The 25030-nt window shown below is 51.7% G+C and carries 18 protein-coding genes; 3 read left to right on the forward strand and 15 right to left on the reverse strand.

Translation table 11 applies throughout. The annotated features are described in order from the left end of the window. The first annotated feature begins 35 nt into the window (after positions 1-35). The gene (locus J4772_RS23755; RefSeq protein WP_371822913.1) at positions 36-896 is read left to right on the forward strand and encodes an ABC transporter permease; all 861 of its coding nucleotides are present in this window, start codon (positions 36-38) and stop codon (positions 894-896) included. Between the two features lie 20 nt (positions 897-916). Continuing rightward, on the forward strand, positions 917-1792 hold the full coding sequence (locus J4772_RS23760; protein WP_116062986.1) for a carbohydrate ABC transporter permease: 876 nt from the start codon (positions 917-919) through the stop codon (positions 1790-1792). A gap of 121 nt (positions 1793-1913) precedes the next feature. Here J4772_RS23760 and J4772_RS23765 read toward each other — a convergent pair whose 3' ends face one another. Continuing rightward, a complete protein-coding gene (locus J4772_RS23765) occupies positions 1914-2744 on the reverse strand; it encodes a helix-turn-helix transcriptional regulator (RefSeq protein ID WP_209071675.1) in 831 nt (276 codons plus the stop codon). 120 nt (positions 2745-2864) lie between these two features. Between J4772_RS23765 and J4772_RS23770 the strand changes: the two genes are divergently transcribed. Continuing rightward, positions 2865-3995 (forward strand): Gfo/Idh/MocA family protein, encoded by a 1131-nt coding sequence (locus J4772_RS23770; protein ID WP_209071676.1) that lies wholly within the window; start codon positions 2865-2867, stop codon positions 3993-3995. A 90-nt stretch (positions 3996-4085) separates the two neighbouring features. On the opposite strand, the gene hisD is transcribed toward J4772_RS23770, so the two are convergent. The 14 genes from hisD to J4772_RS23840 all read right to left on the reverse strand — a co-directional run bounded on the left by hisD (position 4086) and on the right by J4772_RS23840 (position 25019). Continuing rightward, the gene (gene hisD / locus J4772_RS23775; protein WP_209071677.1) at positions 4086-5363 is read right to left on the reverse strand and encodes a histidinol dehydrogenase; all 1278 of its coding nucleotides are present in this window, start codon (positions 5361-5363) and stop codon (positions 4086-4088) included. A gap of 130 nt (positions 5364-5493) precedes the next feature. Next, a complete protein-coding gene (locus J4772_RS23780; protein ID WP_209071678.1) occupies positions 5494-7164 on the reverse strand; it encodes a hypothetical protein in 1671 nt (556 codons plus the stop codon). A 34-nt stretch (positions 7165-7198) separates the two neighbouring features. Further along, on the reverse strand, positions 7199-8017 hold the full coding sequence (locus J4772_RS23785) for a carbohydrate ABC transporter permease (protein WP_116062981.1): 819 nt from the start codon (positions 8015-8017) through the stop codon (positions 7199-7201). Between the two features lie 9 nt (positions 8018-8026). After that, complete coding sequence (locus J4772_RS23790; protein WP_116062980.1) at positions 8027-8923, reverse strand: carbohydrate ABC transporter permease; 897 nt, start codon at positions 8921-8923, stop codon at positions 8027-8029. A 78-nt stretch (positions 8924-9001) separates the two neighbouring features. Further along, positions 9002-10555 (reverse strand): ABC transporter substrate-binding protein, encoded by a 1554-nt coding sequence (locus tag J4772_RS23795; RefSeq protein ID WP_209071679.1) that lies wholly within the window; start codon positions 10553-10555, stop codon positions 9002-9004. Between the two features lie 111 nt (positions 10556-10666). After that, positions 10667-11602, reverse strand: a complete 936-nt coding sequence (locus J4772_RS23800; protein WP_209071680.1) for a helix-turn-helix transcriptional regulator — start codon at positions 11600-11602, stop codon at positions 10667-10669. Positions 11603-11711: 109 nt separating this feature from the next. Beyond that, positions 11712-15737: a discoidin domain-containing protein gene (locus J4772_RS23805; RefSeq protein ID WP_209071681.1), complete on the reverse strand. Its 4026-nt coding sequence runs from the start codon at positions 15735-15737 to the stop codon at positions 11712-11714. Between the two features lie 146 nt (positions 15738-15883). Further along, positions 15884-16858 carry an AraC family transcriptional regulator gene (locus tag J4772_RS23810; RefSeq protein WP_209071682.1) on the reverse strand — a complete coding sequence of 325 codons (975 nt, stop codon included), beginning with the start codon at positions 16856-16858 and terminating at the stop codon, positions 15884-15886. Between the two features lie 285 nt (positions 16859-17143). Further along, positions 17144-18961, reverse strand: coding sequence for a cache domain-containing sensor histidine kinase (locus J4772_RS23815; protein WP_116062975.1), 1818 nt, complete (start codon positions 18959-18961; stop codon positions 17144-17146). Then, positions 18958-20562 (reverse strand): response regulator transcription factor, encoded by a 1605-nt coding sequence (locus tag J4772_RS23820; RefSeq protein WP_209071683.1) that lies wholly within the window; start codon positions 20560-20562, stop codon positions 18958-18960. Before J4772_RS23820 ends, J4772_RS23815 begins: the two co-directional genes overlap by 4 nt. 339 nt (positions 20563-20901) lie before the next feature. After that, the gene (locus J4772_RS23825) at positions 20902-22473 is read right to left on the reverse strand and encodes an extracellular solute-binding protein (protein ID WP_209071684.1); all 1572 of its coding nucleotides are present in this window, start codon (positions 22471-22473) and stop codon (positions 20902-20904) included. Positions 22474-22525: 52 nt separating this feature from the next. Next, complete coding sequence (locus tag J4772_RS23830; protein WP_116062972.1) at positions 22526-23425, reverse strand: carbohydrate ABC transporter permease; 900 nt, start codon at positions 23423-23425, stop codon at positions 22526-22528. A 55-nt stretch (positions 23426-23480) separates the two neighbouring features. Further along, the gene (locus J4772_RS23835; protein WP_116062971.1) at positions 23481-24407 is read right to left on the reverse strand and encodes an ABC transporter permease; all 927 of its coding nucleotides are present in this window, start codon (positions 24405-24407) and stop codon (positions 23481-23483) included. Positions 24408-24488: 81 nt separating this feature from the next. Further along, positions 24489-25019, reverse strand: a complete 531-nt coding sequence (locus tag J4772_RS23840; RefSeq protein WP_209071685.1) for a hypothetical protein — start codon at positions 25017-25019, stop codon at positions 24489-24491. Between the last annotated feature and the right edge of the window lie 11 nt (positions 25020-25030).

Below are 25030 nucleotides of genomic sequence, written 5' to 3' on the forward strand. Positions count from 1 at the left end.
AACTCGGCCGCAACCGTTCGGCTTACCTCCTTGCGATGCCCGCGGCTTTGTACACCTTTATTTTTGGCTACCTAACGCTCCCTTATATGCTGATTGCCTTTCAGAAATTTAATTACAAGCTGGGGATATGGCGTTCGCAGTGGGTAGGGTGGGAAAACTTTCATTTCTTCTTTGCTTCCGACCGAGCTTGGCAGGTTACCTTTAACACGGTGCGGCTTAACGTATTGTTTATCGTTTTCAGTACGCTGTGCGCTCTGGCGCTGGCCATTCTGTTTAACGAGCTGAAGAACAAATGGTTTTCGAAAATGACGCAATCGACGATTCTTTTTCCAAACTTCCTGTCCTGGGTCATTATCGGCTATGTCATCTACAGCTTGTTTGCCACCAACTTCGGATTAGTGAACAAAGCGCTCGTCGTACTCGGGATGGAGCCGGTGAATTGGTACTCTTCTCCGCAATATTGGGTGGCGATTCTGGTCGGAGCGAACATATGGAAGGATGTCGGGATCTCGCTCGTCATTTACTTGGCGGCCATAACGGGTATCGACGGAACGCTATACGAAGCTGCGCAAATAGACGGCGCCAACCGCTGGCAGCAAATCCGGCGCATTACGCTCCCTCTGCTCATGCCTACGGTATCGATTCTGTCCCTGCTGGCGCTGGGGAAAGTCATGTACGGAAGCTTCGATATGATCTATGCCATCATTAAAGACAACGGGCTGCTGTATCCGACCGTCGACGTTATCGATACTTATGTGTTCAGAGCTCTGCGCACGATCGGCAATCCGTCTCAAGCGATGGCTGTCGGCGTCTATCAATCCGTAGTCGGCTTCATTCTCGTCTTTGGCGTCAACTGGATCGTCCGTAAGAAAAACCCCGACAATTCCTTATTTTAAATAGGAAGGAATACATCCGCATGCCAAAAAAAACCTGGTTTGATTATGTGAACGTAATCGTCATTTCAGGCGTTGCCATCCTGTGCACGCTGCCGCTGCTGCTTGTGCTCATCGTGTCCTTCTCGGATGAAAGCTCCATTAGCGCCAACGGCTACAGCTTCTTTCCGGAGAAGTTGTCTACCGCAGCCTATAAGCTGCTATTCTCCGGAAATTCGCCGCTGCTCCAGAGCTACACCGTATCAATTGCCGTAACTGTCATCGGTACGCTGCTAGCCGTTCTGATGACTTCACTGGCAGGCTATACGCTGGCCGCCAAGCATGTCAAATATCGCAATCATCTGGCAATGTTCTTCTTTATTACGATGGTGTTCAATACGGGGCTTGTGCCGTGGTATATGATGAGTACGGGGCTAGGCTTGAAAAATACGCTGTGGGCGCTTATTATTCCATCGCTCGTCTTCTCGCCCTTTAATCTGTTTCTGGTGCGCAACTATATGAAGCAAATTCCGGACGGGCTGATCGAGGCGGCCAAAATCGACGGGGCGGGCGACCTGTTCATCGCTTTCCGCATCTTCCTGCCGTTAAGCATGCCGGTGCTGGCGACCATCACCTTGTTTTACGGCATCGGCTACTGGAACAACTGGTTTAACGCCATCATGCTGGTCGACAAAACCGAGCTGTATCCTTTGCAGTATTTGCTCTTCAAGCTGAACTCCGAGATCAGCATGATCCAGCAAATGCAGGCTACCGTATCCGGCATGGGAGCGGCCCAACTGCCCAGCGAATCGGTCAAAATGGCGACGGCCATTATGACGATCGGTCCGATCGTACTGTTCTATCCTTTCCTTCAGCGCTATTTTATTCGGGGGCTGTTGATTGGGTCGATTAAGGAGTAGAAAGGAAAGCATCAGCAACCTGCAAGCTTGGCCAGCACTCTTGCAGCCGCCCAACAATTGCGTTTGGGCGCTCTAGGCTTGGTCAGCACGCTTGCAGCCTGCGTAACATCACAGTTGGAATCTATTCATTTGTTTGATCCGCGATTTGCAAACGGTATTGGCTCGGAGAAACATTGAATTTCTTCTTAAACGTCTTGCTCAAATGAAATTCATCGTAAAATCCGAAATTCAGCGCGACTTCATGCAGCTTAATATCGGGATGGTTCAATAAGAACAGGCGCACCGCTTCCATCTTCTGATCGAGCTGATAGACGTATATGCTTTTGCCGTATTGCGCCTTGAAATGCTTCATTATTGTGCGTTCATTCAAATAAAATTCCTCCGACAGCTGCTTGGCCGTAAAAAAACGCTGCGGATACTGATGAATAAACTCAACAATCCGTTCGGCTATATTCGGTTTATTCGTTGCGACAGCGGCATGCTCGTATAACTCCAACAGCAGCAAGTTAAAGAGGACGGACAGCTTCTCGTTCTTATACCGGTTATCGGATAGATGTGTATACACGATTTGCTGAAAAGTCTCTTTGACTTTCGAGCTGCCCTGACAATGGATCACCGTATCCAACTCGACATGCTTAGCGGCTCCCTCTGCTCCTTCACTCATGGCCGTATGATCCTGCTCATCATAATTTACATGCAAATACATTGTCTTAGTATTGGGGCTGCAAGGCGTTAATCCGTAATGATGCTCCCCGGCGCGAAGCAGAATGACGTCGTTCGGATACAGCTTATAGCACTGATCGTTCTGATAAATCTCCCAATATCCCTCTTCGATATAGACAAAGTCATGCTCCTTCATCACCCTGTTCGGGTGCAGGGCTTCATTTACGTAAACATTGCGATTGGCGCTGCCAATGATTCTGTTCTCATTGATCCGATATATTTGCTTCAATCGCTGCCCCTCCATAAATATCTCTTTAGTACATTTTATACATGCTTCAACTCGATTTATCAATGTGTTTTTCCGCTCAAACGCTCTACTATTGAGATAAATTCGCTGGGAGGGACAACAATGAAAAAGATTAACGTGGCACTGGTAGGATTAGGGTTCGGAGGGGCTTTCGGCGAGATCTATCAGCATCATCCCAACGTAGGAACGATCGGCATCTATGACGCAAGCAGCGAGCTGACGAGAAAAACGGCTAGCTACTATGGCATCGCCAAAACCTATGACAGCTTCGACGAAATTCTCCGCGACGATTCGATAGACGCCGTTCACCTTGTCACGCCGATTCCTCAGCACGAGGAACAAACCGTACAGGTGTTGGAAAGCGGCAAGCACTGCGCTTGTACGGTACCTATGGCGATCTCCCTTGACGGCATTCGCCGCATCACGGAAGCAACGCGCAAATCGGGCAAAAATTATATGATGATGGAGACCACCCTCTACACCTATCAGTTCTTTTACGCCCAACAGATGATAACGAGCGGCGAACTTGGCAGAATTCAATTCCTGCGCGGCACCCATTATCAGGATATGGCCAACTGGCCGGACTATTGGCTCGGCCTTCCGCCGATGTATTACGGCACTCACGCCATCGGGCCGATGGTCGCCCTCTCCGGCTCGAGAATTAAACGGGTCAGCTGCGTAGGCTCGGGAACGATGGAAGAACAATTAACGAAGCGGTACGGCAACCCGTTTCCTGTTCAAAGCGCCCATTTCGAGTTCGAAAACGGGTTAAAGGGCGAAGCAACTCGTTCTCTGTTTGAAACTGCGCGGGAATATCAGGAGGGCATGTTCGTATACGGAAGCAGCAAGAGCTTCGAATGGGGCTTCAAGGACAGCGACAAACCTTACGTTACAACGGCGCTTCCGGCGGTCGACGGCAGACGCGGACGCAACATGACCGTCGAAATCGCGGAAATGCCTAACTATCATCAATCGCTTCCGCCGGAGATTCAACGTTTTACGGTCGGCGGCAACTACGATCCGCTTAACCCTCACGAGTCTCTTCAGAAAGGCGCGGGCGCAGGCCATCACGGCTCGCACCCTCATCTTGTGCACGAATTCGTCTCCAGCATTATAGAAAACCGCAAGCCGTGGATCGACGAGGTGCTTGGAGGCAACATTACGGCCGCCGGCATTTGCGCTCATGAATCGGCCATGAACAATGGCGAGTCGGTCATCGTTCCTTTATTTTAGAACCTCGCCCGCCTTGGGGCTGTCCCTACTTTAGGACAGCCCCAAGTTCATGCGAGCCTCCGATTGCATAATCTGATAGTCGGCGGACAACTAGGAACGACCATATCGGCGGACACGCAGAAGCGCCTGCTCCCTATGCCCCATAAAGCGTTCGATCTCGCACAACCTGGCCGCGTACTCGCCGACCAGTGCGCTTGCCTCCGATGTACACGATTGATAAGTACACGTTTTGAGGAACTTGCCCACCCACAGCCCTCCGGTATACCTTGCCGCTCCTCTGGTCGGCAGCGTATGATTGGTGCCAATCACTTTGTCCCCGTAAGCCACATTCGTTTCCGGCCCCAAGAACAATGCGCCGTAGTTCGTCAGTCGCTCCAGAAAATATCGGGGATTCTCGGTCAGCACCTCCACATGCTCGTAGGCCAGCTTATCAGCTTCGATTACAGCCTCTTCCAGACTTTCTACCACGATGATCATCCCGTTATCGTTCCAGGCCGCGCTTGCGATGTCCGCAGTCGGCAAAGTCTTAAGTTGTCTCTCGATCTCAAGTATCGTTTCATGCGCCAACTTCTCCGAAGTTGTAATCAGTACCCCGGGCGAAGTCGGCCCGTGCTCGGATTGGCCGAGAATGTCGCAGGCTACCATTTCCGCGTCCGCCGTGTGATCGGCAATGATCATGACCTCCGTCGGACCCGCGAACAGATCGATGCCGACTTGGCCGTACAGCTGCCGCTTGGCCTCGGCTACGTAGGCGTTCCCCGGACCGACAACCATATCCACCGGCTCGATCGTTTCCGTGCCCTGCGCCATAGCCGCCATCGCTTGAACTCCGCCGACAATATAAATCTCATCCGCCCCCGCAAAATCCATTGCGCAAACCGTGGCTTCCGGAATTTCGCCATTTATCGGCGGCGTACAGCCAATGACCCGATTTACGCCGGCTACTTTGGCGGTAAGAATACTCATATGCGCCGACGCCACCATCGGATATCGTCCGCCCGGAATGTAACAACCTACGCTATTAACCGGAATATTGCGATGTCCCAGAACGACTCCGGGCAACGTCTCTATCTCCAGATCGCGAATCGTAGCTCGTTGCTTTTCCGCAAAATTGCGTACTTGTTCCTGGGCGAAGCGAATGTCCGTCTTGGTTTGCTCGGGTACTCTGGCGATAATTTCGTCAATTTGCCGTCGGCTCAGTCTGAACTGCTCCGGAGACCAATTGTCGTATTGCCGGGATAGCTCGCGTACCGCTTGATCTCCGTTCTTCTTCACCTGTTTCAGAATGCCTCGTACCGTTTCGTAAACCTTAAGCTCCTGCTCTTCCGCTTCCGTTTGGCTTTTCCCCATCTTAAGAACCTTTGCCACTGAAATGATCCCCTTCTTTCTGAGCTGTATCAACCCGCGCTTCCCGATGCGACCCTTCTGTGTCCGCCGACCACCGCTAACCGAATTTTTTGGCCCGTCTCGATACATCCATTCCATGCCATAAAGCTAATCAGCGAGAGGTTAAACTGTGCGGTCCCTTCACCCAGTCATTCCGATCGGGCGTAAGAAAGTAACGATCAAGAAATTCGTCCAAATCTTCCTCGAGCACCCCGAGAACGGTTTGAATCGGTTCTGTCGATCGTTGGTTTTGTTGATCCTCTTTCAATAACGCCGTCAGTTCGGCAAGAAGCCGCTCCGGCACATCCCGATGGTCTTCGCGATAAGAGCGGATGATGCGAACCAGATTCGTTTCCCGCAAATGATACGCATAGGACATAGCCCGCCTCTGGAAACCGTCCAACTCGTCCAAGTTTTTCTCGAATATGTCTCGAAGCGACGCAGAAACCCGTTCAAGAGCATTCCGTCCTGTTTGAATGGCCGCTGCCGCCCGCTCCGCGCTCAATTCGCATCGAAGCTGAATATCCTCGATCATCCAAGGGTCCGGCTCAAGATCGTCGGTTTTCATGAAGATTGCCCGGCGCGTGGAATCCCATGAGGGAGTGTGGCATTGCTGCCCCCGGATGAACGCGGCAGTCATGGAATGCGACACGTCGCAAAGACCGATCTTGCGGGCAAACCAGGAGACATCCCACGGAAACAGCTCGAACGATTCCGAGCTCAACCGCCAGAATGCCTTCATTTCTTCGGCTGCCGTCCCATAAGGTTCGGCGAGCTCCCCCAGCGCTTCGTCGTCCCCAATGCCGGGATTCCGAAAGAACAGCTCCGTAACCCGTAAATTCGGGTCGGGCTTGGTCATATCTATACCGAAGTATTCCTTGACACCCGCAGCGCCGGGAATACCGGCTATCGCCCTGAGCTGGCGCAAGGTGACGAGCGGGTAAGCGATATGTTCGTAAGGCTCGACTTCCTCCGTTGCGGAAGTAAAGAAACCTTCAACCACAAACGGGATATTCCGTTTGACCGCAAGATTGGCGGCATTTTTCAAGAAACGATCTACCGGAAGCGTAGCGGTAACTTCGGCAATATTCGAATGCAGCGCCAGACTGACGCAATCCGCGTCAAGCTTCTCGATCGCTTTCAACACCTGACCCGCGGACAATTCCCATGGCTCCCACCAAAGACGTCCGCCGGTCAGCCGCTTCCACGTTCGGGCGAGCAGATTAACGAAAGGGACGACGCGCTCGTCCAGAGGAATTCCCCGGCACGACTCGCAGGTTCCAAACTCGTTGCACAGCCAGGCATCCTGATCGTAGGTATAGAGCAACAGATCGTCAACCCCGGGAAACTCCTCGTTAAACCGTTCGAGCAGTGCTACGTATCGGTCGGGCGTTACTCCGTCCAGCAAGCAATTATCGAGGGGCAGATCTCGATAACCATCCTTTCCGTTGTAAGGAGCGCCGAAATGGAAAATGGAGCGCAGGCCCGCCTGCTTGCACAACCGTATACGCTCTTTGAGATCGTTTCTTCGCCGCTCCCATGCGCCCGAAGAGGAATCGCCGCCTATCGGGATCTCCTGCTCGTATTTAAGCGAAGCTTCGCCGGATAACGCTACGACGTCCTCCAAATTTAACGGTTCGTCGTGAGGACGCCCGCCCCAGGCGATATTCAGCTGCAGGGCGTTAAATCCGATTTGTTTCATGGATCTTACCGTCTCCTCCGTCCATGAGACAAACTTGACGGGACTTCCGATCAATCCGATTTTGTATTTCAAATTGGCCATTGAGCAGCGTTCTCCTCTCTTCTCTGTAGCGGGTTCAAGATTTAAGCGCTCCCGACGTAATGCCTTGCACGAAATATTTCATACCGAACATAATGACCAGAATCATCGGCAAGCTGCCGATGATATAGGCGGCGAAGGATAATCCGAGATCCGGCCTGCCGTTGGTCGTCATATTAACCGCCTGGATCGTAAAAGTAAGATGAGGCTCTTTCAATATAATCAGCGGCCATAGGTAATCGCTGTAAACACTAATAAAGGTAATGATCCCCAAGGTCGCAATAACTGGCATACTTAAGGGAAGCGCGATGCGCAAGTACAAATAAGCTTCTCCGGCGCCGTCCATTCGCGCAGCTTCGAACAGCTCTTCCGGAATTCCTTGAAAGAAGGTCCGGCAAAGAATGATTCCGACCAATTGCGTTCCCGATATATAGGGTAAAATCAAGCCCCAGAAAGAGTCCGTCAAATTCAACTGGGAAATAATTGCGTATAGCGGAACGATATTCAACATGGACGGAATGAGCATTACGCTGATAATAAGCATAAAGAGGATTTCTTTGCCCGGGAAACGGTTGCGGGCGAAAGAGTAACCGGCCATCGAACTAATGAGGACTGCCCCGGCTACCGTAACGCAGCAAACGAACAGAGAGTTGCCGATGCTCCCGGACACGGCGCTCCAAGCCGTAGAATAGTTCTCCCATTTGAGCCCTTCCGGAATTCCCCAGAAGTCGACCACAATATCGAGATGATCCTTGAACGAAAGGAACAATAGCATGGCAAACGGAACAAGGGTAAGGAGCAGTAGAACCGACAGGCTGAGAACGACACCGACTTCTGCAACTCTGTAATTTCTCATAGCCCGGATTCACTCTCTTTCAGACTTGAAAATTTTTGAGACCAACAGCGTCAGGAGGAGAATGCTCACAAACAGAAAAATGCCGACCGCGCTGCCGTATCCGTAATTGGAGTTTTTGAAGGCCGAGTTGTACATGATGAGCGACGGCACCGTGGTCGATACTCCCGGTCCTCCTCCGGTCAGCACGATAATTCGCACAAAGTCCTGCAAGCTGCCGATGATCGTCAGCAGAAGCACGACTTTGAACTGCGGCGCGAGCAGCGGCAGATGAATTTTAAGAAAAATATTCCGGAACTTGGCGCCGTCCATTCTGGCCGATTCGATAATTTCCTTGTTGAAGCCCGCGATCGCGGCGAGAAAGATAAGAAACGGCAAACCCGTGATATAAGGAAATCCCATGAGGATAACTGCCCATATCGCGGTATCGCTCTCTCCGAGCCAAGGCCTTGCCAGAGAATTCAGACCTGCAAAAGACAAGAAATGATTCAGCAATCCGTTGGAAGGGTTGTAAACGGACAGCCAAATCAGAACGAAAACAATTCCGGGGATAAGCATCGGAATCACAAAGCCCGTACGAAACAAGTATTGAAGCTTCGTTCCTCGCAAGGACAAAATCAACTCCGCCGCCAATAAGGGGAATACGATGCTTTTGACAATATCCGTGACGGTAAATAGAAGTTGATTGGATAGCGCGATTCGAAACGTATTGTCGTTAAACATGCGAATATAGTTGTCCAAACCGATCCATTTCGCTTGAGCCAAGTTCCAGTCCGTAAAGGAATGATAGATGGAAGTCAGCATCGGATAATAGAGAAAGATCAAGACGAACAGGAGCGAAGGAACGATAAAAATATAAGCTTTTAACCAATATCGGATTCTGTCGGGACGAAGAGGCTTGTCGCTCATAATCTCACTCCATGTAAGCAAGCCGTCGAGGGAGAACCGCGCTCTCCCTCGGCCTGTATGATGAATTCCGTGTGCAGCTTATGGATTGGTCTTCGGATCCAGATCGTATTGTTGAGCCTTGATATAGATATCCATATCCCGGTTCAAAATGTTGTCCTGCTCGGCCAAAAATTCATCCAGCGACAGTTTGCCTTCATAGTATTTCAATTGCGCGGATTGCTTGGCTTGATTCGTGTCCGAGGAAGGAACCGCATTGGCGATCGCGTATCCCATGCTGCCATCGACTTTGAAACCTGTAAGATAGGCGTTGACTTCGTCGGGCAGCTTCACCCCAAGCACTAGGCTCGGACCTTGAACGAACTGTCCTGCCGCAAGCGTCGTCTCGAACACTTTCTGAGCGACTTCCGGCGAATAAAGGTACATCATGAAATCCTTCGTACGGCTCTCTTGCTCCGGGTCCTTCTTATCCGCGATTCCGAGCAGATGGCCCGGCACGAGAATGCCTCGCGGTTTTCCCGGAAATAGCGGGTCGGCCTCGGCGAACTCGGGGAATTTGAACGTTCCCCATGCGAAGGCTTTATCGCCCAGCTTCTTCATATCGTCGAGCAGCGTTCCCACCTGCCAACTGCCGTTCCAATAAATCGCCGCTTTCTGCGCAATGAACAGTTGGTAGACGTCCGGATCCTGCATCGTTGCGTAGCCGGGCTGGTAATACGCGGACAATTCCTTCATGACCGTCCAGATTTTGCGTTGGGCAGCTCCTTGCATATCGTATTGCTTGTTTTTGAGAGCAAGCAATTGCTTTTCCGGATCGTAACTTGCGCCGAAATCGAAGTTTCCGTTGTCAGGAGAGTAGGCAATACTCGTATTCAATTTATGGATCTTCTCGTCGTAGCGGGCATCCCCCGGCTGAATTAACAACTCCGGGTAAAGACTTTTGGCGCTCCAGTCGAGAAACGCCTGCGTGATCGTCGATTCGAAGCCGAAAGGCATCGTAATCGGAATATATCCGGCATCTTGCAGCTGCTTGCATGCAGCGAGCAATTCCTCCCACGTTTGCGGCTCGGAAATTCCCAGCTTCGCGAAAATATCCTTGTTGTAGTAGAATCCTGTGCCCACCAGATCGAATGGAAGATAGGCAACGTCCCCGTCCCGGCTATACGTGTTCTGGTGGTATTCGGGATCGATTCCCTCGAATACGGTTTTGTCGCCGTTGTAGGGATTCGGTTGGTTCACGTAATCGTTCAGCTTCAGCAGCCAGCCTTTGTCGATCGCATCTGCCGAGCTCGTTTCCCCGATCAAATTAATGTGAACGATATCGGGAGCATCCTTCCCTCCCGCCGCCATCTTGGCTTTGAAGTTCGCTTGATACGTATCGTTATCCTTAATGACATCGATGACGACTTCGGTTTCCGGATTCAGCTTCGTGTACTCTTGGGCTGCCTCCTTCAATCCATCCGTGTAATATCCGGCGATCGTGGAGAATGTGACCGTACGCTTTTCTTTGCTTTCGGCGGAGCTTTGCGGTTCATTCGATTGCGACGCATTCGTGCCGGAATTCGAACCTGAACAGCCTGCCGCCATCACCAGGACGAGCGAGAGTAGAATGGACCCGATCAGCTTCTTTCTCATTTCTGTATTGCCCCCTATATTCGTATTGAGTTAACCTACTACAATCGTAATTTTGAATCGCTTTCATTTATATACAGAAAATCATCGTTTTCTTTAACAGAATCACTTTCCTTATACTTCGGTATGTTTGAACTCGCCTGGCGTAAGACCTTCTATTTTTTTGAACACCCTGCTGAAATACGACACGCTTTCGAATCCGGCCATATCGGAAATTTCGGAGACGGTTTTAATGCCCTCCCGAATTAATTTTTTCGCATATTGAATACGAACTCTGGCGACATATTCTCCGGGCGTAAAACCCGTGCATTTCTTGAAATTGGAGATAAAATAATTCAAGCTCAGGTTGGCTTTCGCGGCAAGTCCCTCCACTGTCAGCTTGGAGGCAAACGAGCTATGAATATGTTCAATAATGACCGCGATATGGGGGTCGGCAATTCCGGTACCTTTCCGTTCTTCCTCTACCGTCACTTCTCTGTACAGGTGCATGATCATCGATTGAAAATAAGACCGCGAAGCCAGCAGCCATCCGGTTTTCTCGGCCCACACCTCCTCCAAGATCGACTTCATCAGACTTTTGATCGTGTAGTAATTGCGGGGCTTCATCAGGATCGGCAGCTCGGGAAGCGCCTCTTTGAACGATGCCGCGCCTTTGAAAACGGAGATTTCGTCTCCGGGCGACAGAGGCATGATCGGGATCGACTGCTCCGGCACCAGCAGTTGATAATGAATCCAAATATATCTAAGCGGCACGCCGGTCGCGGAGATATGATGGGGCGTATGCGCAGGAATATGAATCACCCTATTTTCTTCCGCGAGATAAGAGTCGCCGCCGATATGATACGTTACGCTGCCCTTGAGGACCATCACGATAAGATGAAAGGGAAGCGAACGCACATAGTGATTGCGGGAAAAGTCGTATTGCACGTTAAGTACCTTCCCTTGGTGAACGGCCTCCGGGTACTCCCACTCCTCCTCCCGATCCTCGTAACCGACGTGATAGATGATAGGCAACATTAAACTATGATGTTGAACATGCAGCTTCTCCAACTTCGTTCATCTCCCGCCCTAACAAAAGCGGCGGTGCAGACGATCATCTGCACCACCATTTTGTTTTCGTTCTTCACGGATTGTCGCCGACTTTCGGTTTATGGCCGAATCACGACGGGGAACCGGAAATCTTCTTGTCCTCCGCCCAAAGCTCGCTCAGTTGAAACACGTAATTGTTATTGTCGTCTTGGCCGAGCTGTGTTGCGTAAATACGCACATGCTTAGCCGTCACGGGCGAGCTGAACGCGAACGTCTCCAAGCTGCCGCCCGGGTTCGAATAACCGGTATAGACTTGACCCGGAACGTCCGTCCAGGTTGCGCCGTCCATGCTCGTTTGAATTTTGAAATCCACCGGAAATCCGCTGCCGCCCGGCCGCGGCTTCAACCGCACTCGCTCGATCGTATGGGCTTTGCCCAGATCAAGCTGAATCCACTCGGTCGCATTCACGGTATGCGCAGTACTGGACCATACCGTTGCTATATCGTCGTCGATCGCTTGACTGGCTTCCCATCCGCTGCTGTACGTGGAAGACGCCGAGATTCCGGCGCGATCGGCCACGTCGAAGTCGCCGTCCAGCGCCTTCAGTTCGATCCAATCGATGCTGGTCGTCCCCGTCGCGTTCGTCGCCGGGTCGAACCGTAAAGCCGTAATCGTGCCGCTCCATTCGGGATGGCCGGTCAGATCGACCTCGTACGTCGTATAATTCGGATCATTGGCAACGATCGTAAAATCGACGCGCTTGCTCTCGTCCATGCCGGATAGTGCGGTCGCCCAATACAGTTGCGCGGTCGTACTGGCCGTACCGTTCTTCATGCGCACGACGAACCGCTTCTTTTTGGCCGCATCGACGTTGATCGATTGGGTCATGCTCGGATCGTTGCCGCTAATCTCCGCGTTAAACGTACCTCCGGCCACCTCCCGGTCAAGGAGGTGCGTGAATCCCCCCCATTCCTGTTCGTCGCCGTCATAGTTAAAGCTCCAGTACTCATCCCAGTTGAACGTCTTGCGAAGCAGCAGCCACGGAACTTGTCCGGTGCTATCCCATATCCAATGAGCATCCGATCCGCCCGGGAAGTTGACGACGGGTCCGCGTGTCGACGAACTATACGCCCCTTGGCTGGTCGCTTGCGTCCAATTGCCGTCCGCCAAGGCCAGACCTTCGTAACGATCCTCTCGTTCACTCCTGATTTTCCAGCTTGCGTCGGATACAATCTTGCGTCCGTCCGGCAACGTGAAGTCGGCAAGGAATCCGCCGGTCGATCCGGGAGCGTTCACCGCTTTGACGGTAATGACGTTCTTGCCCTTCAGAAGAGGCCATTTATACCGGACGGAATCGTCGTCACCGTTGTGCCCCCCGATACCGCGTCCATTAATACTTACCGGGTAATAATCCCCCGAAGCCCAGCCCACCATCGTGTCATACTCGATGGTATCGAGATTAACGCCCAATCCCGCTTCGCGAGTCAACGTCACGCTGCCTCCGGGACTGAGGCTAACGGTGATGTCGAACAACCCGCTTACCGCCGTTCCGTTAACTTCCCAGTCCGTATACGGGCTTACGTTCTCTAACGCCTGAAGACGCACCGACGAATTGGAAACCGTAAGCTTCAGGTTTATATCCCAATAACGGAAATTCGTTACGCCGGCTTGCGTTAATCCGGTCGACGGCATATTGGGCTTAATCTGCAAGCCGTCCTTGTCCATCTTGATACCCATGAATCCGCGAAGAAGCGCAACGGGGACTAGGGCGCTTTCCGGGAATTCTCCCCAAGTGCCCACGCTGCCGGCATAAGTGTGCTGCACCGTTTCGCCGTTATACAGCGTTTTGCCGCCACTGAGATGATCCAGCGCATAACGGTCGATGATATCGGAGAAACGGCCGTAGGCGTTGTTGGCGCCCAAATATTGCGCACGGCTGGCGATTTCGTAGAACGTGGTGTACATCGCCGCGCCGCCGTCCTGAATTTGGTCGCCGTAGGCTCCGTAATTATCCCACGCCGATACCCACCACCCGCCTTGCGCTTTGCTCGGATTGGACGTAACGGTCGCGCGGGGAGCGAATACGAACTTAGTGAACACGTCCGCCTCTCCGGAGGAGGTCGTCACCGTCTCCGCCCAATTGAAGAAGGTCGTTGCTTTGGCGCTGTCTCCCAACCCGTAATAGAACGCGGCTATGTTCAGATAGATTGGGCCGTAATCATGTTCGACTCCGTTCACGTCGATCGTCTGAATGTAGTGGTTCGTCCTCCAGAAGGTGGTGTCGTACGCCGCCTTCAAGTCGTTCGCATAGCCGTTCAGCTCTGCAGCCCTTGCGGTATTTCCGACCAGTTGTTCCAGTTCGGCCATAGCCGTCAAGGCCGCATAGCCATGCATGTTGCTGTAAGCGTCGATATGTCCGTGCGGCAGGATATCCCAATAATCGCTCCCGTTCTCCGTTACGCTAATGCCTTCATGATCGGACTGGGTAATGATGAAAAGTTTTTTCGTAGGGTTGTAATAGTCCAACATGTAAGTCAGAGCCGCGCGCATCCGGTCGATCTGGGTGGATAGCAGCTCCCGATCCCCTGTCGCGACATAGTAACGGTAACCGCCTAGAATAAAGTTGGCGGGCGTATCGATATGATGCAGCGTGTCGCTGCCGTCGCCCGGAAACGGCCACCCCTTGGAGTTGTCCCAAGTCCAGGGATAACCGTCCGGGTCTTGCCGCTGGACGAGCATCGAGTACTTCTCGCCCGTTCGCCATGCTTCGTCTTGCAGCCAACCGCGAATCGTGCCCATCCACTCCCGCCAGGTAGGGCCGCTGCCGATATGCCGCTCGTAATTGCGTTCGTAGAACATCTCGGTGAGCGCGCTCGTCATTGTGGCGTCCGTGCCTTCGAACACAGGAAAGCCTTCGGGAAGCCAATCGCTGCTTGGCTCGACCGTGAAGTTCAACTCGCGAACCAAGGTTTCGCCCGTATTCAGCACGTACGGTTTGAAATACGGAGAGCCTGTCCCTTCCGCCGCAAAAAACGGGAAAGTCATCGAATCGATGCCGACGGCCACTTCCACGGTCGGCTGATTGTATTCGATACGCAAATCGTAATCATGGCCGTTCGCGCCGTGAATATAAAGCGGACTTTGCCGCAGCTCGAATGCAGGGCTGTACGTTCTCTCCGCGCCGCGCTTGTAGACATAGCTGGAATGGTACTGGTTGTCGCCCCCGATCATGTACTCGAACGGCACGCGGTTGCGCACCGACACGTCAAAACCCGGATCGTACCATTGCATCGGCATAATATATCCGATATTGTGAAGCGGAATATTGTTCGCATTGGACGTAATCGTGAACGTATTGCTCCACTTGTTGCCGTCCAATTCGATCACCCAGTTGCCGGTTACGTTCAATGTGCCGTATGCTCCGAACGTAATATTGCTCAGCGTCAGCGTGTTTCCGGATAACGTGGAGGTAACCGCGGTCCCCAACCCCGGCAGGGTGTTCGTCCCGCTGCTCGCCGTCAAATACAAGTTGCCCGCAAGCAGGTTCTCGCCGTAGCTCCCCGAACCGGTCGGGTCGAACTGAACGAGATCGATTACTCCATAAATTCCGGAAAGCTTTACATAACCGTTGGCCAGATCGTACCGGTCCTCCGTCGTATTTAGAATTCGCATATAATCGATTTCGAACGTGCCGCTGCTTCCCTGGCTCGGATCGAAGCGGAGTTCGGTAACCGTTCCCGTCCACGACGCAGGAAGCTGCACGCGAAGCTCATGCCACTCGTTGTCCGTCTGCACGGCGATCGGCAGGCTATAGGCTTCCGAATACCCGTGCCCGGTCGTTTTCCAATACAGCTGCGCCGTTCCGTTTCCCGTGCCATTTCGGTATTGCAGCACAAACAGCTTGTTATCGGCCGCGTTTATGGACACCGCAGGACTTGTTAGCTGCGAATCCCCACCGCCGAGCGTTACCTGCAGCATCCCGTCGGTGACGGAAGAGCTCGCGATATCGTTGCCGGGCGTCCACCCTTCGTAATTGCCGTTCGTCTGCCAGTTCCACTCCGCGGTCGCCTGCGCCGCTCCATACTCGGGACGGACGAGAGCGGCGACCGCAAAAATCGCGGCCGACAGAATGAATGTTCGAATCGCCTGTTTCATTATACCCCTCCTAAATGAGTTGCATCGAAATATAAAACGCTTTCATCTCTCATTATAGGAGGTCGTTATCGTCCAATCTTCTCGTATTCTCGTTATTGTTTGCACAATTCTACGCTATTCGGCCAGGTATCGACCAACCGATTTCGTCACTCCGAATGATGAACATGGGTCCGCAATTTATACGACTTATACTCGCTGGGAGGAATGCCCTCCAGTTGGCGAAACATTCGGCTGAAGTAAGAGAGGCTCTCAAAACCGACGCGCGCGGCGATTTCGGTCAGCCTCATGTCCGTGTCGCGCAGCAGCATCTTCGCATGCCGGATACGGAAGCGGAGGATATATTCGTTCGGACTGATCCCGACGATTTTGCCGAATCGCGAGATGAAGTAATTCTGGCTTAGGTTCACGAGGGCCGCGAGACTCGATATGGCCAACTTGGTATCGTAATGCTGATGAATGTGATCCAGGGCTCTTTGGATCGCAGGGTCGGACACGATCGCAGGACTGCTCCGGTCCGTCGCTTCGCGGAACAGCGCGGTCAGCAGGCATTGGAAGTTGGCTTTGGAGGACAGCATAAATCCGGGAGGCTCGAGCATGAATTCCTCGACTGTTGTCGTGAACAGTTTACGAACCAAATTAGGATTTTTGGGTACGATTACGGTCGGAAGATCGACTACGGCCTCCTGAAAAACCGTTTCTCTGCCGTATCGCGCTTCTTGCTCGGCTGGATACAACGGCAGCAACGGCTCCTCCTGCGAGGGGAGCAGCATTTTGTAATGAATCCAAATGTAGTTGGCGGGCAGATTAGCGCTAATATGATGCGGCTGATGGGGCTGGAAGTGAACGACCTCATTCTCTCCGATCGTCGTTCGAAATTCGCGGCAGGTGACGACGACTTCGCCTTGAAGGACCATCATCAGCCAATGATAAGGAAGCGTACGGACGTAGCATCCGAGCTCGGAGGCGTACCGGGCCTGGACTAATCCGCCTCTCATTTCACGTTGCGGATAACTCCAATGCCCGTCCCGAATCTCCCAACCCGCGTGATAGAGCATCGGGAGAAGTAAGTTGGCGGTGAGAAAGCGTTCCTTCGTAAAGATTAACCGATTGTTGGCGCTCATGTTCTGACTGCTCCCCGTGTTAAGATGATGTGGTCGATGCTAATTTTCGATAGACAACAAACGAGGGGTTCCATTTAAATATAACATGCCGCCTGCAAATGCTTCAGCATAAAATGATCGATAATCAAAGAAGGTGTATATACCTCCCGGAGACTGCCTCATACGCTCCTGAAATTACCTTATCACGGGTTTCTCAATTCCCATTTCAGGAGCGTATAGCATCGGAGGGAGGTATATACACCTTCATCTTGTTCATCGATTATCTTTCAGAGCAACTTGGTTGGCTTATAGGACAGCCCCATGTGCAGGCAATCGAATCCGAACCGTCGTACCTTCGCCATAGACGCTGCGATATTCCAGCCCATACTCGCTTCCGTAGTACAGCTTGATTCTTTCGTTCACGTTTTTGATGCCGTACCCGCTGTTTCTGGACCTTTTATCCGAGTTCAGGATGTTCTTCAGCACCTCCTCCTCGATACCCGGCCCGTCATCGGTTACGGACAGTTCAAGCTCCTCCCCCTGGCATTCCGCCTTCACTTGAATGCGGCCCGTTCCGTTCTCCTTTTCCAGAATCCCGTGTAAAATCGAATTTTCGACGATCGGCTGCAGCACCAGTTTAATCAGATTGAGCTCCAGCAGTTCTTCCGGAACGTCAATTTCAAGCTGTATGGAGTCGTCGAAGCGGATATTTTGAATTTCGACGTAGGCTTTAATATGTTCAAGCTCATCCCTCAGCGAGATAACCTCCTCGCCTTTGCTCAGGCTAAGCCTGTAGAATTTGGCCAGCAAATACAGCAGCCGGTTGATCTCCTCGCTCTTGTTCTCCTTCGTCATCCAGCGTATGCATTCCAGCGTATTGTACAGAAAATGCGGATTGATCTGCGCCTGAAGCGCTTTGAGCTCCGCACCTTTGACGGATTTCCCCAGATTGTACTTTTCCTCGATCAGATCGGAAATTTTACCTAGCATATGGTTGAACTTCATGCCGAGCTGCCCGATCTCGTCATGACCGCCCCGAAAAACGACAGGCTGCTTAAAGTCCCCTCGCTCCGTCTGCTTCAACTGCACGACAAGCTTCTTGATGCGGCTTGTGATTGTGCTCGATATAAAAATGGCAAAGCCATACGCAAGCACGCACAAAACAAGCACGAACACGGCCGTCTCCTTCTTGACCGACTCCGTCGTTCTAAGCATGTCTTCATCGGGAATGAACGACAGCAGCTTCCAATCCGTCCCTTTAACGTCCTTGTACAGCAGCACGCCATGCCGATTTTCGATTTTAATTTTGGCGCTTACCTGCGCCTCTCCCGGCTCCTGTAAAATATCGCTGATTTCCTGCTGCTCCAAGCCGGCCGCCAATAGCTGAGGATCGCCGACGCTGGTAATGGTTTGCCCGTTTTCGTTAACGAGCGCCACAAGCGACGAGGGAGTCGCTCTCGCTCTTGCGATAATATCGTGAACATCGCTTTCCAATAGATCGATCCGACAAGCGCCCAATGTCTGATGATAGTTTCCGAGATTGCGAATGCGACATAGCGCGGAGATCAAGTTGGTCTGCCCGCCGTGTCCCGGGTCCAAAATCCCGCTTGGCAGCCAGATGAGCTTCCCTCCATTCTCCTCCATCCGCTCGACGATTCCGCTCTCCGCCAGGCTGCTCCAATTAAAGAAGTGATCCCGCTCGTTCGCGAACACCAGCTCGCTCGGAACGTATAAGCCGATTCGGTAGATGTCCTTGCTTCTCTCCAAGCTATATAGGAAATTAAGATTATCCCGATAATATTCGTCCTGGATAATGCTTTCATTGTATTTGTCGGAAGGCGTATACTTGAACAGCTCCTGAATTTTGCTCTCCATCATTACGATGTTGGCAATGCTGTTCACATTAAAAATTTTATACTCCAAATACCCCGCGGTCTGCTCGAACGCTTGGCCGGCCGTATATTCGAACTGGTCGATCAGCCTGGCGGAAAATTTATCGTAGAGGTAATAGCCGAATACGAGCAATGGGATAAAAATAAAAACCAACAGAGAAGTATAGAGCTTTTTCCGCAGCCCAATGTTATTTACCGCTCCCACAATCCCCTTGATCACCGCGTTTCTCATAGGAAAAACCTTTCTCTGAACTCGGACGGGGAAGCGTTTTCATATTTCCTAAACACTTTCGCGAAATAGTTCTCGTTATCGTAGCCCACTTTTTTGGCGATTTCATAGATTTTAAGATTTCTATCCTTCAGCAATTCCTTCGACTTTTCGATCCGCACTTCCGTAATATAGTCGTTCAGGGTCTTTCCCGTTATTTTCTTGAAAAAGGTGCACAAATAGCTCTCCGAGAAATTCTGACTTTCGGCGATCAATCTAACCGACAGCTTCTGATTAGGATACTGGTGTTGGATAAACTTCATAATCTCGTAGACGTTTCTCCCGTAAGCCTCCTTATCCTCTACAAGCTTAAAGAAGACCTCCACTTGGTCAACCAGATACAGATGAATCTTCTCTAGCGTATCCATACCGGATATGGACCTCCACAAATACCCGTACAAGTCCTCCTCGTCGGTTAATCTGATCCCTCTCTTCTTGGCCATAGAATGCAGATCGAACAGGAGCTTTAAATATCGATTGCGGATCATACCGTTATCGGAAACCTTCGAGGCCGCGAGCCCGGAATAGTAATCGTTAAGCAGCAGCAGTGCTTCTTTTCTCTTGTCGCCTCCCAGATACTCGCCAAAAGCCGCCAGAAACGCATCGTCCGGAAGCGGATTTCCGCTCTCCCGAGCGCTCAAGCCGTTGGAGAAGATAATCGTATTTACGCCCTCGTAAAATTGCATATCAATCGCCTTCATGGCCCGGTTAAAAGAGTTCTTCAGCCCAGCCAGCCCGTATACGGGCAAACCTACGCCAATCGTCGCCGCATAGTTCCCTTCGCTTTCCGCCATAATTTTCTCCCGCAGGACATTAAGCTTGCCCTCCCAATGCTGAACGGCTTGGATTCTTTCTTTGAAATGAACGAGGTACAGCTCGCTATCCAAAAAGCCGGCTACGAACCAATCCGCCAGCTCGCCGAGGAGGCTGTAAATTTTCGAAGAGAGGAGGCTTCGGCAGCTTTCCTTTTCATTGTGCGTCAGCGCTCTGTTCCAGTTGAATTTCACGACCGCCGTCGTATAATAGCGATCCGCTCGATACTCGACTCCGGCGTCCTCGAACGTCCCTCTTAGCTCGGCAGGATCGACATCCGATTTAATCAATTCCACGGCCAGCTTTTGCCGAACGAGGTCCGTATTTCTTCTAACCTGGTCTTGCATCCTTTCGTCCTTGGCCTTCTGATCGCGCTCGGACTTGTATTGGACGACCGCCTTGGAGAGCGTGACGATCAGTTCGTCCTCGTCAATCGGTTTCTCGATGTAGTTGAGCGCGTTCAGCTTAATCGCCGACTTCAAATACTCCTTATCGCTATAACCGCTCAAGAAAATGATTTTGCACTGCGGGTACTTCTCGCGCAGACGGGTGGCCAACTGGATGCCGTCCATTCTTGGCATGGACACGTCGGTCAAGATAATGTCCGGCTCCAGCCATTCGGCCTTCTCCAGCGCTTCGACTCCGTTTCTGGCGTCTTCTACGCGATCTATTCCAATCTGATTCCAGGGGGTATGCTTCAGTAACCCTTCTCTTGTAGCTCTCTCGTCCTCGACCAGGATCAGCTTGATCACGAAACTTCCTTCCTCCCTGCTTGGAGTGGCGCTCAGAAGCTGGATATCGATGATAAAGGCTAAGAGGCTGTCCCATAAGCCAACCAAGTTGCTCTGAAAGATAATCGATGAACAAGGTGAAGGTGTATATACCTCCCTCCGATGCTATACGCTCCTAAAATTTGAATGAGTAAACCCGTTACGCGGTGATTTCAGGAGCGTATGAGGCAGTCTCCAGGAGGTATATACACCTTCTTTGATTATCGCTCATCATGCAACTCTGCTTATGGGACAGCCTCTACTTGTCTATCGATTATTTCCAGCAGCTCTGCTAATGAGATAGCCCCAACTATGCAACGCCTAGTTCTTCGCCAACCATTCCTGCATCTGCTTTTTATATTCTGCCATTACCTTATCGGCACCTGCCGCCTTCATTTCCTTGTCGTAATCGGCCAATACCTTGTCCACGTCGGATACAAGCCCCAGGCTTAAGGAAGGGTTATACTTCTCTTTAACGGCGCTGATTGCCGCATATTCGTTTTTCACCGGCTCGGAATTGAAAACGAAGGAACCGAGTTTAGGGAAATGCGCGATTTTCGCATATTCTTCCTTTAATGCAGCGTTTGGACTCGAAGGATCGTCCTTGAACGGATTTACCAGCTTATACCTCATGCCGCTGAAATACGTGCCCTCGTAATCCGTACTCTTGGCGCCTTCGGGCAGCGTTTTTGCGCCATTAGCGTCAATATCGTAATTTCTGCCCTGGATCCCGTACATACAGAGCGTCCATAATTCCGGATCGGAATAGATCGCGTCGATCGTCATTAACGCTCTTTCGGCGTTTTTGGACGAATTCAGAATAGCGACGCCGTTTTTGATGCTTGGCGGCTTCGGGAAGTATTTGCCGCCGACTTTGGCGGCGTACGATCCGATCTCCCAATCCGGATGCGCTTTCATAATTTCCTTGTAGTTCAGCTCGATTGCCCAGTAGCCGCCCTGGCAGGCCGCAGCCTTGCCTTCCTTAAAGGCGCTGCAGGATTCCGTCTTGTTGGCCAGCGAGTCCTTGGGCCAGTAGCCTTTGTCCGCCCATGACTTTATCGTTTTGAAGGCTTCGGCATAGATCGGGCTTTGGCTCAAAAAGGCTAACGTAGAGCCGTCCTGATCGTCTACCTGCATCGATAGAATGCCCGGCGGCGTAACATCGGGTTGGTCCCCCTTCTCTTGGACATAAGGAGCAAGCACGGTCCAGGATTCGTCCGTTGCCGGCTTATAGGGAACCATCTCTTTTTCGTTCTGCTTGATCGCCTCGAAGTACGCCCCCATATCCGCCATCGTCTTGATCTCCGGAACGTTGTACTTCTTTCTCAAGTCTTCCCGATATAAGAAGCCGTTCCAGTTATACTCGTCCGAAAAAGAAGGAATCATAAAGACTCTGCCATCGATTTTGCTCTCGTTCCACGTATCCTCGGTCCAGTTTTGGGAGATGGTCGGAGCATTCTGTTCCAGCATTCCCGTAAGATCCTTGAATGCGCCTTTGCGGGTTTGCACCGCGACGTCCGTCCATGAAGCCGCATAGATGACGTCGTAATCCTCGCCCGAGGAAAGCACCAGGTTGTATTTATTATACCAGTCGGCCCAATCGATGGAATCCAGCTCCAGCGTTACGTTAACTTTTTCTTTCAGCCTCTTGTTGATTTCGGTCAGAACCGCATCCTTGTCCTTTTGGTTGCCGCCGACCCCTAGCCATTTGATTTTGACCTCTTTGGAAACATCCACGCCATTATAAGTTTTCTCCGCGGATACGGCGCTGCCGCCGCTCGAACCTGCGCTTGCCGCGCCGGGCTCCTCCGACTTCGCGCATCCGCTGACGATCACGGACGCCGTTAACCCCAACGCCATCGTTACACTGATCCATTTGACGCCTTTCTTCATCTGTGTGTCCTCCCTTGAAACCCATTATATGATAAACCGAGTGGTATCGGCGTTATCCTTTGACCGCGCCTATCGTCAGTCCGGTTACGAAGTACTTCTGCACGAACGGATAGACAAAAACGATCGGACCGATGGAAATGATCGTCATCGCCAGCTTCAGGCTTTCGCTCGGCAGACTTTCGCGCGCCCCGGCAACCGTCGCGGAGCTTATGCTCGACTTGGCCAGAAAATCCGCTTTGTTAATGACCGAGGTTAACAAATACTGCAAGGAATACTTTTTAATATCCGTGATGTACAGCATCGCATTATACCAATCGTTCCAGTAGCCGATCGCATAGAACAAACCGATACAGGCCAGCGCCGGCTTCACAAGCGGGAGCACGATTCCCATGAAAATGCGGAATTCCCCCGCCCCGTCGATTTTGGCTGCTTCGATCAGCGAAGCCGGGATCATGCTTCTAATGAAGCTGCGCATGATCAGAATGTAAAACACGGGAAGCAGCCCCGGCAGAATCAACGAAAGCAGATTGTTCTTGAGCTTTAAATATTGGATGAACAAAATGTAGGTCGACACCAGTCCGCCGTTAAAAAGCGTCGTGAAGTAAAAGAAGAAGGAGAACCGGTTGCGATATTTGAAGTCTTGTCTGGATAGCACGAACGCCGTCATCGCGCAGAAGTACAGGCCGGCCGCCGTTCCGGCCAGAGTGACGACGATGCTGACTCCGTAGGAGCGCAAGATTTGGCCGTAGTCGCTTAGAATGTACGAGTAGGCGTCTAAGCTGAACGGAACCGGCAGGAAGCCGTAGCCTTTGGAGACGATCGCACCTTCATCGGTGAGGGAACCGGACAGCACCAACAGAAAAGGGATTACGCTTAAAATCGTAAAGATCGACACGATGAAGTAAGAGCCTATCGAAAACAACAATTCGTCGGTTTTGGCCGCTGGTTTCATGGAGCTTTCAATCCTTTTGCATGGAATGGGTCAAGCAAAAACGCCTTGCGAATCGTTAAAACAACGCATAATCCTTGTCCGCTTTCTTCACGATGAAGTTGGTGACGTAGATGATCACGAAGCACATGACCGATTGGTAAAAGGTAGCCGCCGACGTCAGCCCCAGATCGGCTCCCCCGGTAAGCGATCTGAACACATAGGTATCGATAACGTCCGTGCCGCTGAACAGCATCCCGTTGTTGCCGATCAGCTGGTAGAACATATCCATGTTTCCTCTTAGAATCTGTCCGACCGAAAGCAAAACCAGCACGATAACAGTCGGCTTAAGAAACGGCAGCGTAATATTCCATATGCGCTGGAACGTATTCGCCCCGTCCACCCTCGCGGCTTCGTAATACTCCGTATTGATCCCGGCAATGGAAGCAAAGTAGATCGCGCTGGAATAACCGACATTTTTCCAAATGTGAAGCGCCGGCAGCAGAACGTACCAGTAGGAGGTTTTGCTGTAGATGTTAATGGGCTCAAGCCCCAGCGACCTCAAAATTTCGTTGAATACGCCGTAGTCGTAGCTGAATACGTTATACACAAAGGCGGCAACGACGACCCAGGAAATAAAGTAAGGAAAAATCAGAAACGATTGGGACACTTTCTTGAAATATTTGTTTTTCATTTCGGAGAGAAACACGGCGATGGCCACGCTGGCAATGACGCTGGTGACAATAAAAATGAGGTTAAAAACGATCGTGTTCCGGGTCACTTGGAAGGCTACGCCGGAATTAAAGAAATAGCCGAAGTTGTCGAACCCGCTCCACGGGCTGAAGAAAATGCCTTGCGAATAGTTGTAGCTCTTGAAGGCTACGATCAGGCCGGCCATCGGAAGATAAGCAAAGACGATGAAATAGAGGACGGTTGGCGCGAGCATCAAAAACAGGACTTTGTTTTTACCGAATTCTTTCATGAAACCGCTTTTCGTTGTGAGCATGAGCCGACATCCCTTTACATGAATTCCAACGCCTTGAACTTGGATTCAGTATAGCAAGCCGATTTCCACGGTTTAATAGACCTAAATTTCGATAATAGGTAATTTCTTTTTCCCTTGTTGGGGGAGGAACGCTGATCTCTGCCTCATGTAACGGTCTGCCAGACCGTTCGGAGCGGTCATCCGCTCGGTTTTGCTCGCGTAACGGTCTGTCAGACCGTTCGGGGCGGTCATCCGCTCGGTTTTGCTCGCGTAACGGTCTGCCAGACCGTTCGGGGCGGTCATCCGCTCGGTTTTGCTCGCGTAACGGTCTGCCAGACCGTTCGGAGCGGTCATCCGCTCGGTTTTGCTCGCGTAACGGTCTGTCAGACCGTTCGGGGCGGTCATCCGCTCGGTTTTGCTCGCGTAACGGTCTGTCAGACCGTTCGGGGCGGTCATCCGCTCGGTTTTGCTCGCGTAACGGTCTGCCAGACCGTTCGGGGCGGTCATCCGCTCGGTTTTGCTCGCGTAACGGTCTGCCAGACCGTACGGAGAGGTCATCCGCTCGGTTTTGCTCGCGTAACGGTCTGTCAGACCGTTCGGGGCGGACAAGCGCTCCATTGGGTCTGTGCTCATGAAAGCGAATT

Source organism: Cohnella sp. LGH (genome assembly GCF_017671885.1).
GTDB classification, from domain to species: Bacteria; Bacillota; Bacilli; order Paenibacillales; family Paenibacillaceae; genus Cohnella; species Cohnella phaseoli.

Coding starts and splice junctions, on each gene's coding strand:
- J4772_RS23755 (WP_371822913.1), top strand. CDS start 36: ATGCCCGCGGCTTTGTACACCTTTATTTTTGGCTACCTAACGCTCCCT.
- J4772_RS23760 (WP_116062986.1), top strand. CDS start 917: ATGCCAAAAAAAACCTGGTTTGATTATGTGAACGTAATCGTCATTTCA.
- J4772_RS23770 (WP_209071676.1), top strand. CDS start 2,865: ATGAAAAAGATTAACGTGGCACTGGTAGGATTAGGGTTCGGAGGGGCT.
- J4772_RS23780 (WP_209071678.1), bottom strand. CDS start 7,164: ATGGCCAATTTGAAATACAAAATCGGATTGATCGGAAGTCCCGTCAAG.
- J4772_RS23785 (WP_116062981.1), bottom strand. CDS start 8,017: ATGAGAAATTACAGAGTTGCAGAAGTCGGTGTCGTTCTCAGCCTGTCG.
- J4772_RS23790 (WP_116062980.1), bottom strand. CDS start 8,923: ATGAGCGACAAGCCTCTTCGTCCCGACAGAATCCGATATTGGTTAAAA.
- J4772_RS23795 (WP_209071679.1), bottom strand. CDS start 10,555: ATGAGAAAGAAGCTGATCGGGTCCATTCTACTCTCGCTCGTCCTGGTG.
- J4772_RS23805 (WP_209071681.1), bottom strand. CDS start 15,737: ATGAAACAGGCGATTCGAACATTCATTCTGTCGGCCGCGATTTTTGCG.
- J4772_RS23810 (WP_209071682.1), bottom strand. CDS start 16,858: ATGAGCGCCAACAATCGGTTAATCTTTACGAAGGAACGCTTTCTCACC.
- J4772_RS23815 (WP_116062975.1), bottom strand. CDS start 18,961: ATGAGAAACGCGGTGATCAAGGGGATTGTGGGAGCGGTAAATAACATT.
- J4772_RS23825 (WP_209071684.1), bottom strand. CDS start 22,473: ATGAAGAAAGGCGTCAAATGGATCAGTGTAACGATGGCGTTGGGGTTA.
- J4772_RS23830 (WP_116062972.1), bottom strand. CDS start 23,425: ATGAAACCAGCGGCCAAAACCGACGAATTGTTGTTTTCGATAGGCTCT.
- J4772_RS23835 (WP_116062971.1), bottom strand. CDS start 24,407: ATGCTCACAACGAAAAGCGGTTTCATGAAAGAATTCGGTAAAAACAAA.
- J4772_RS23840 (WP_209071685.1), bottom strand. CDS start 25,019: ATGAGCACAGACCCAATGGAGCGCTTGTCCGCCCCGAACGGTCTGACA.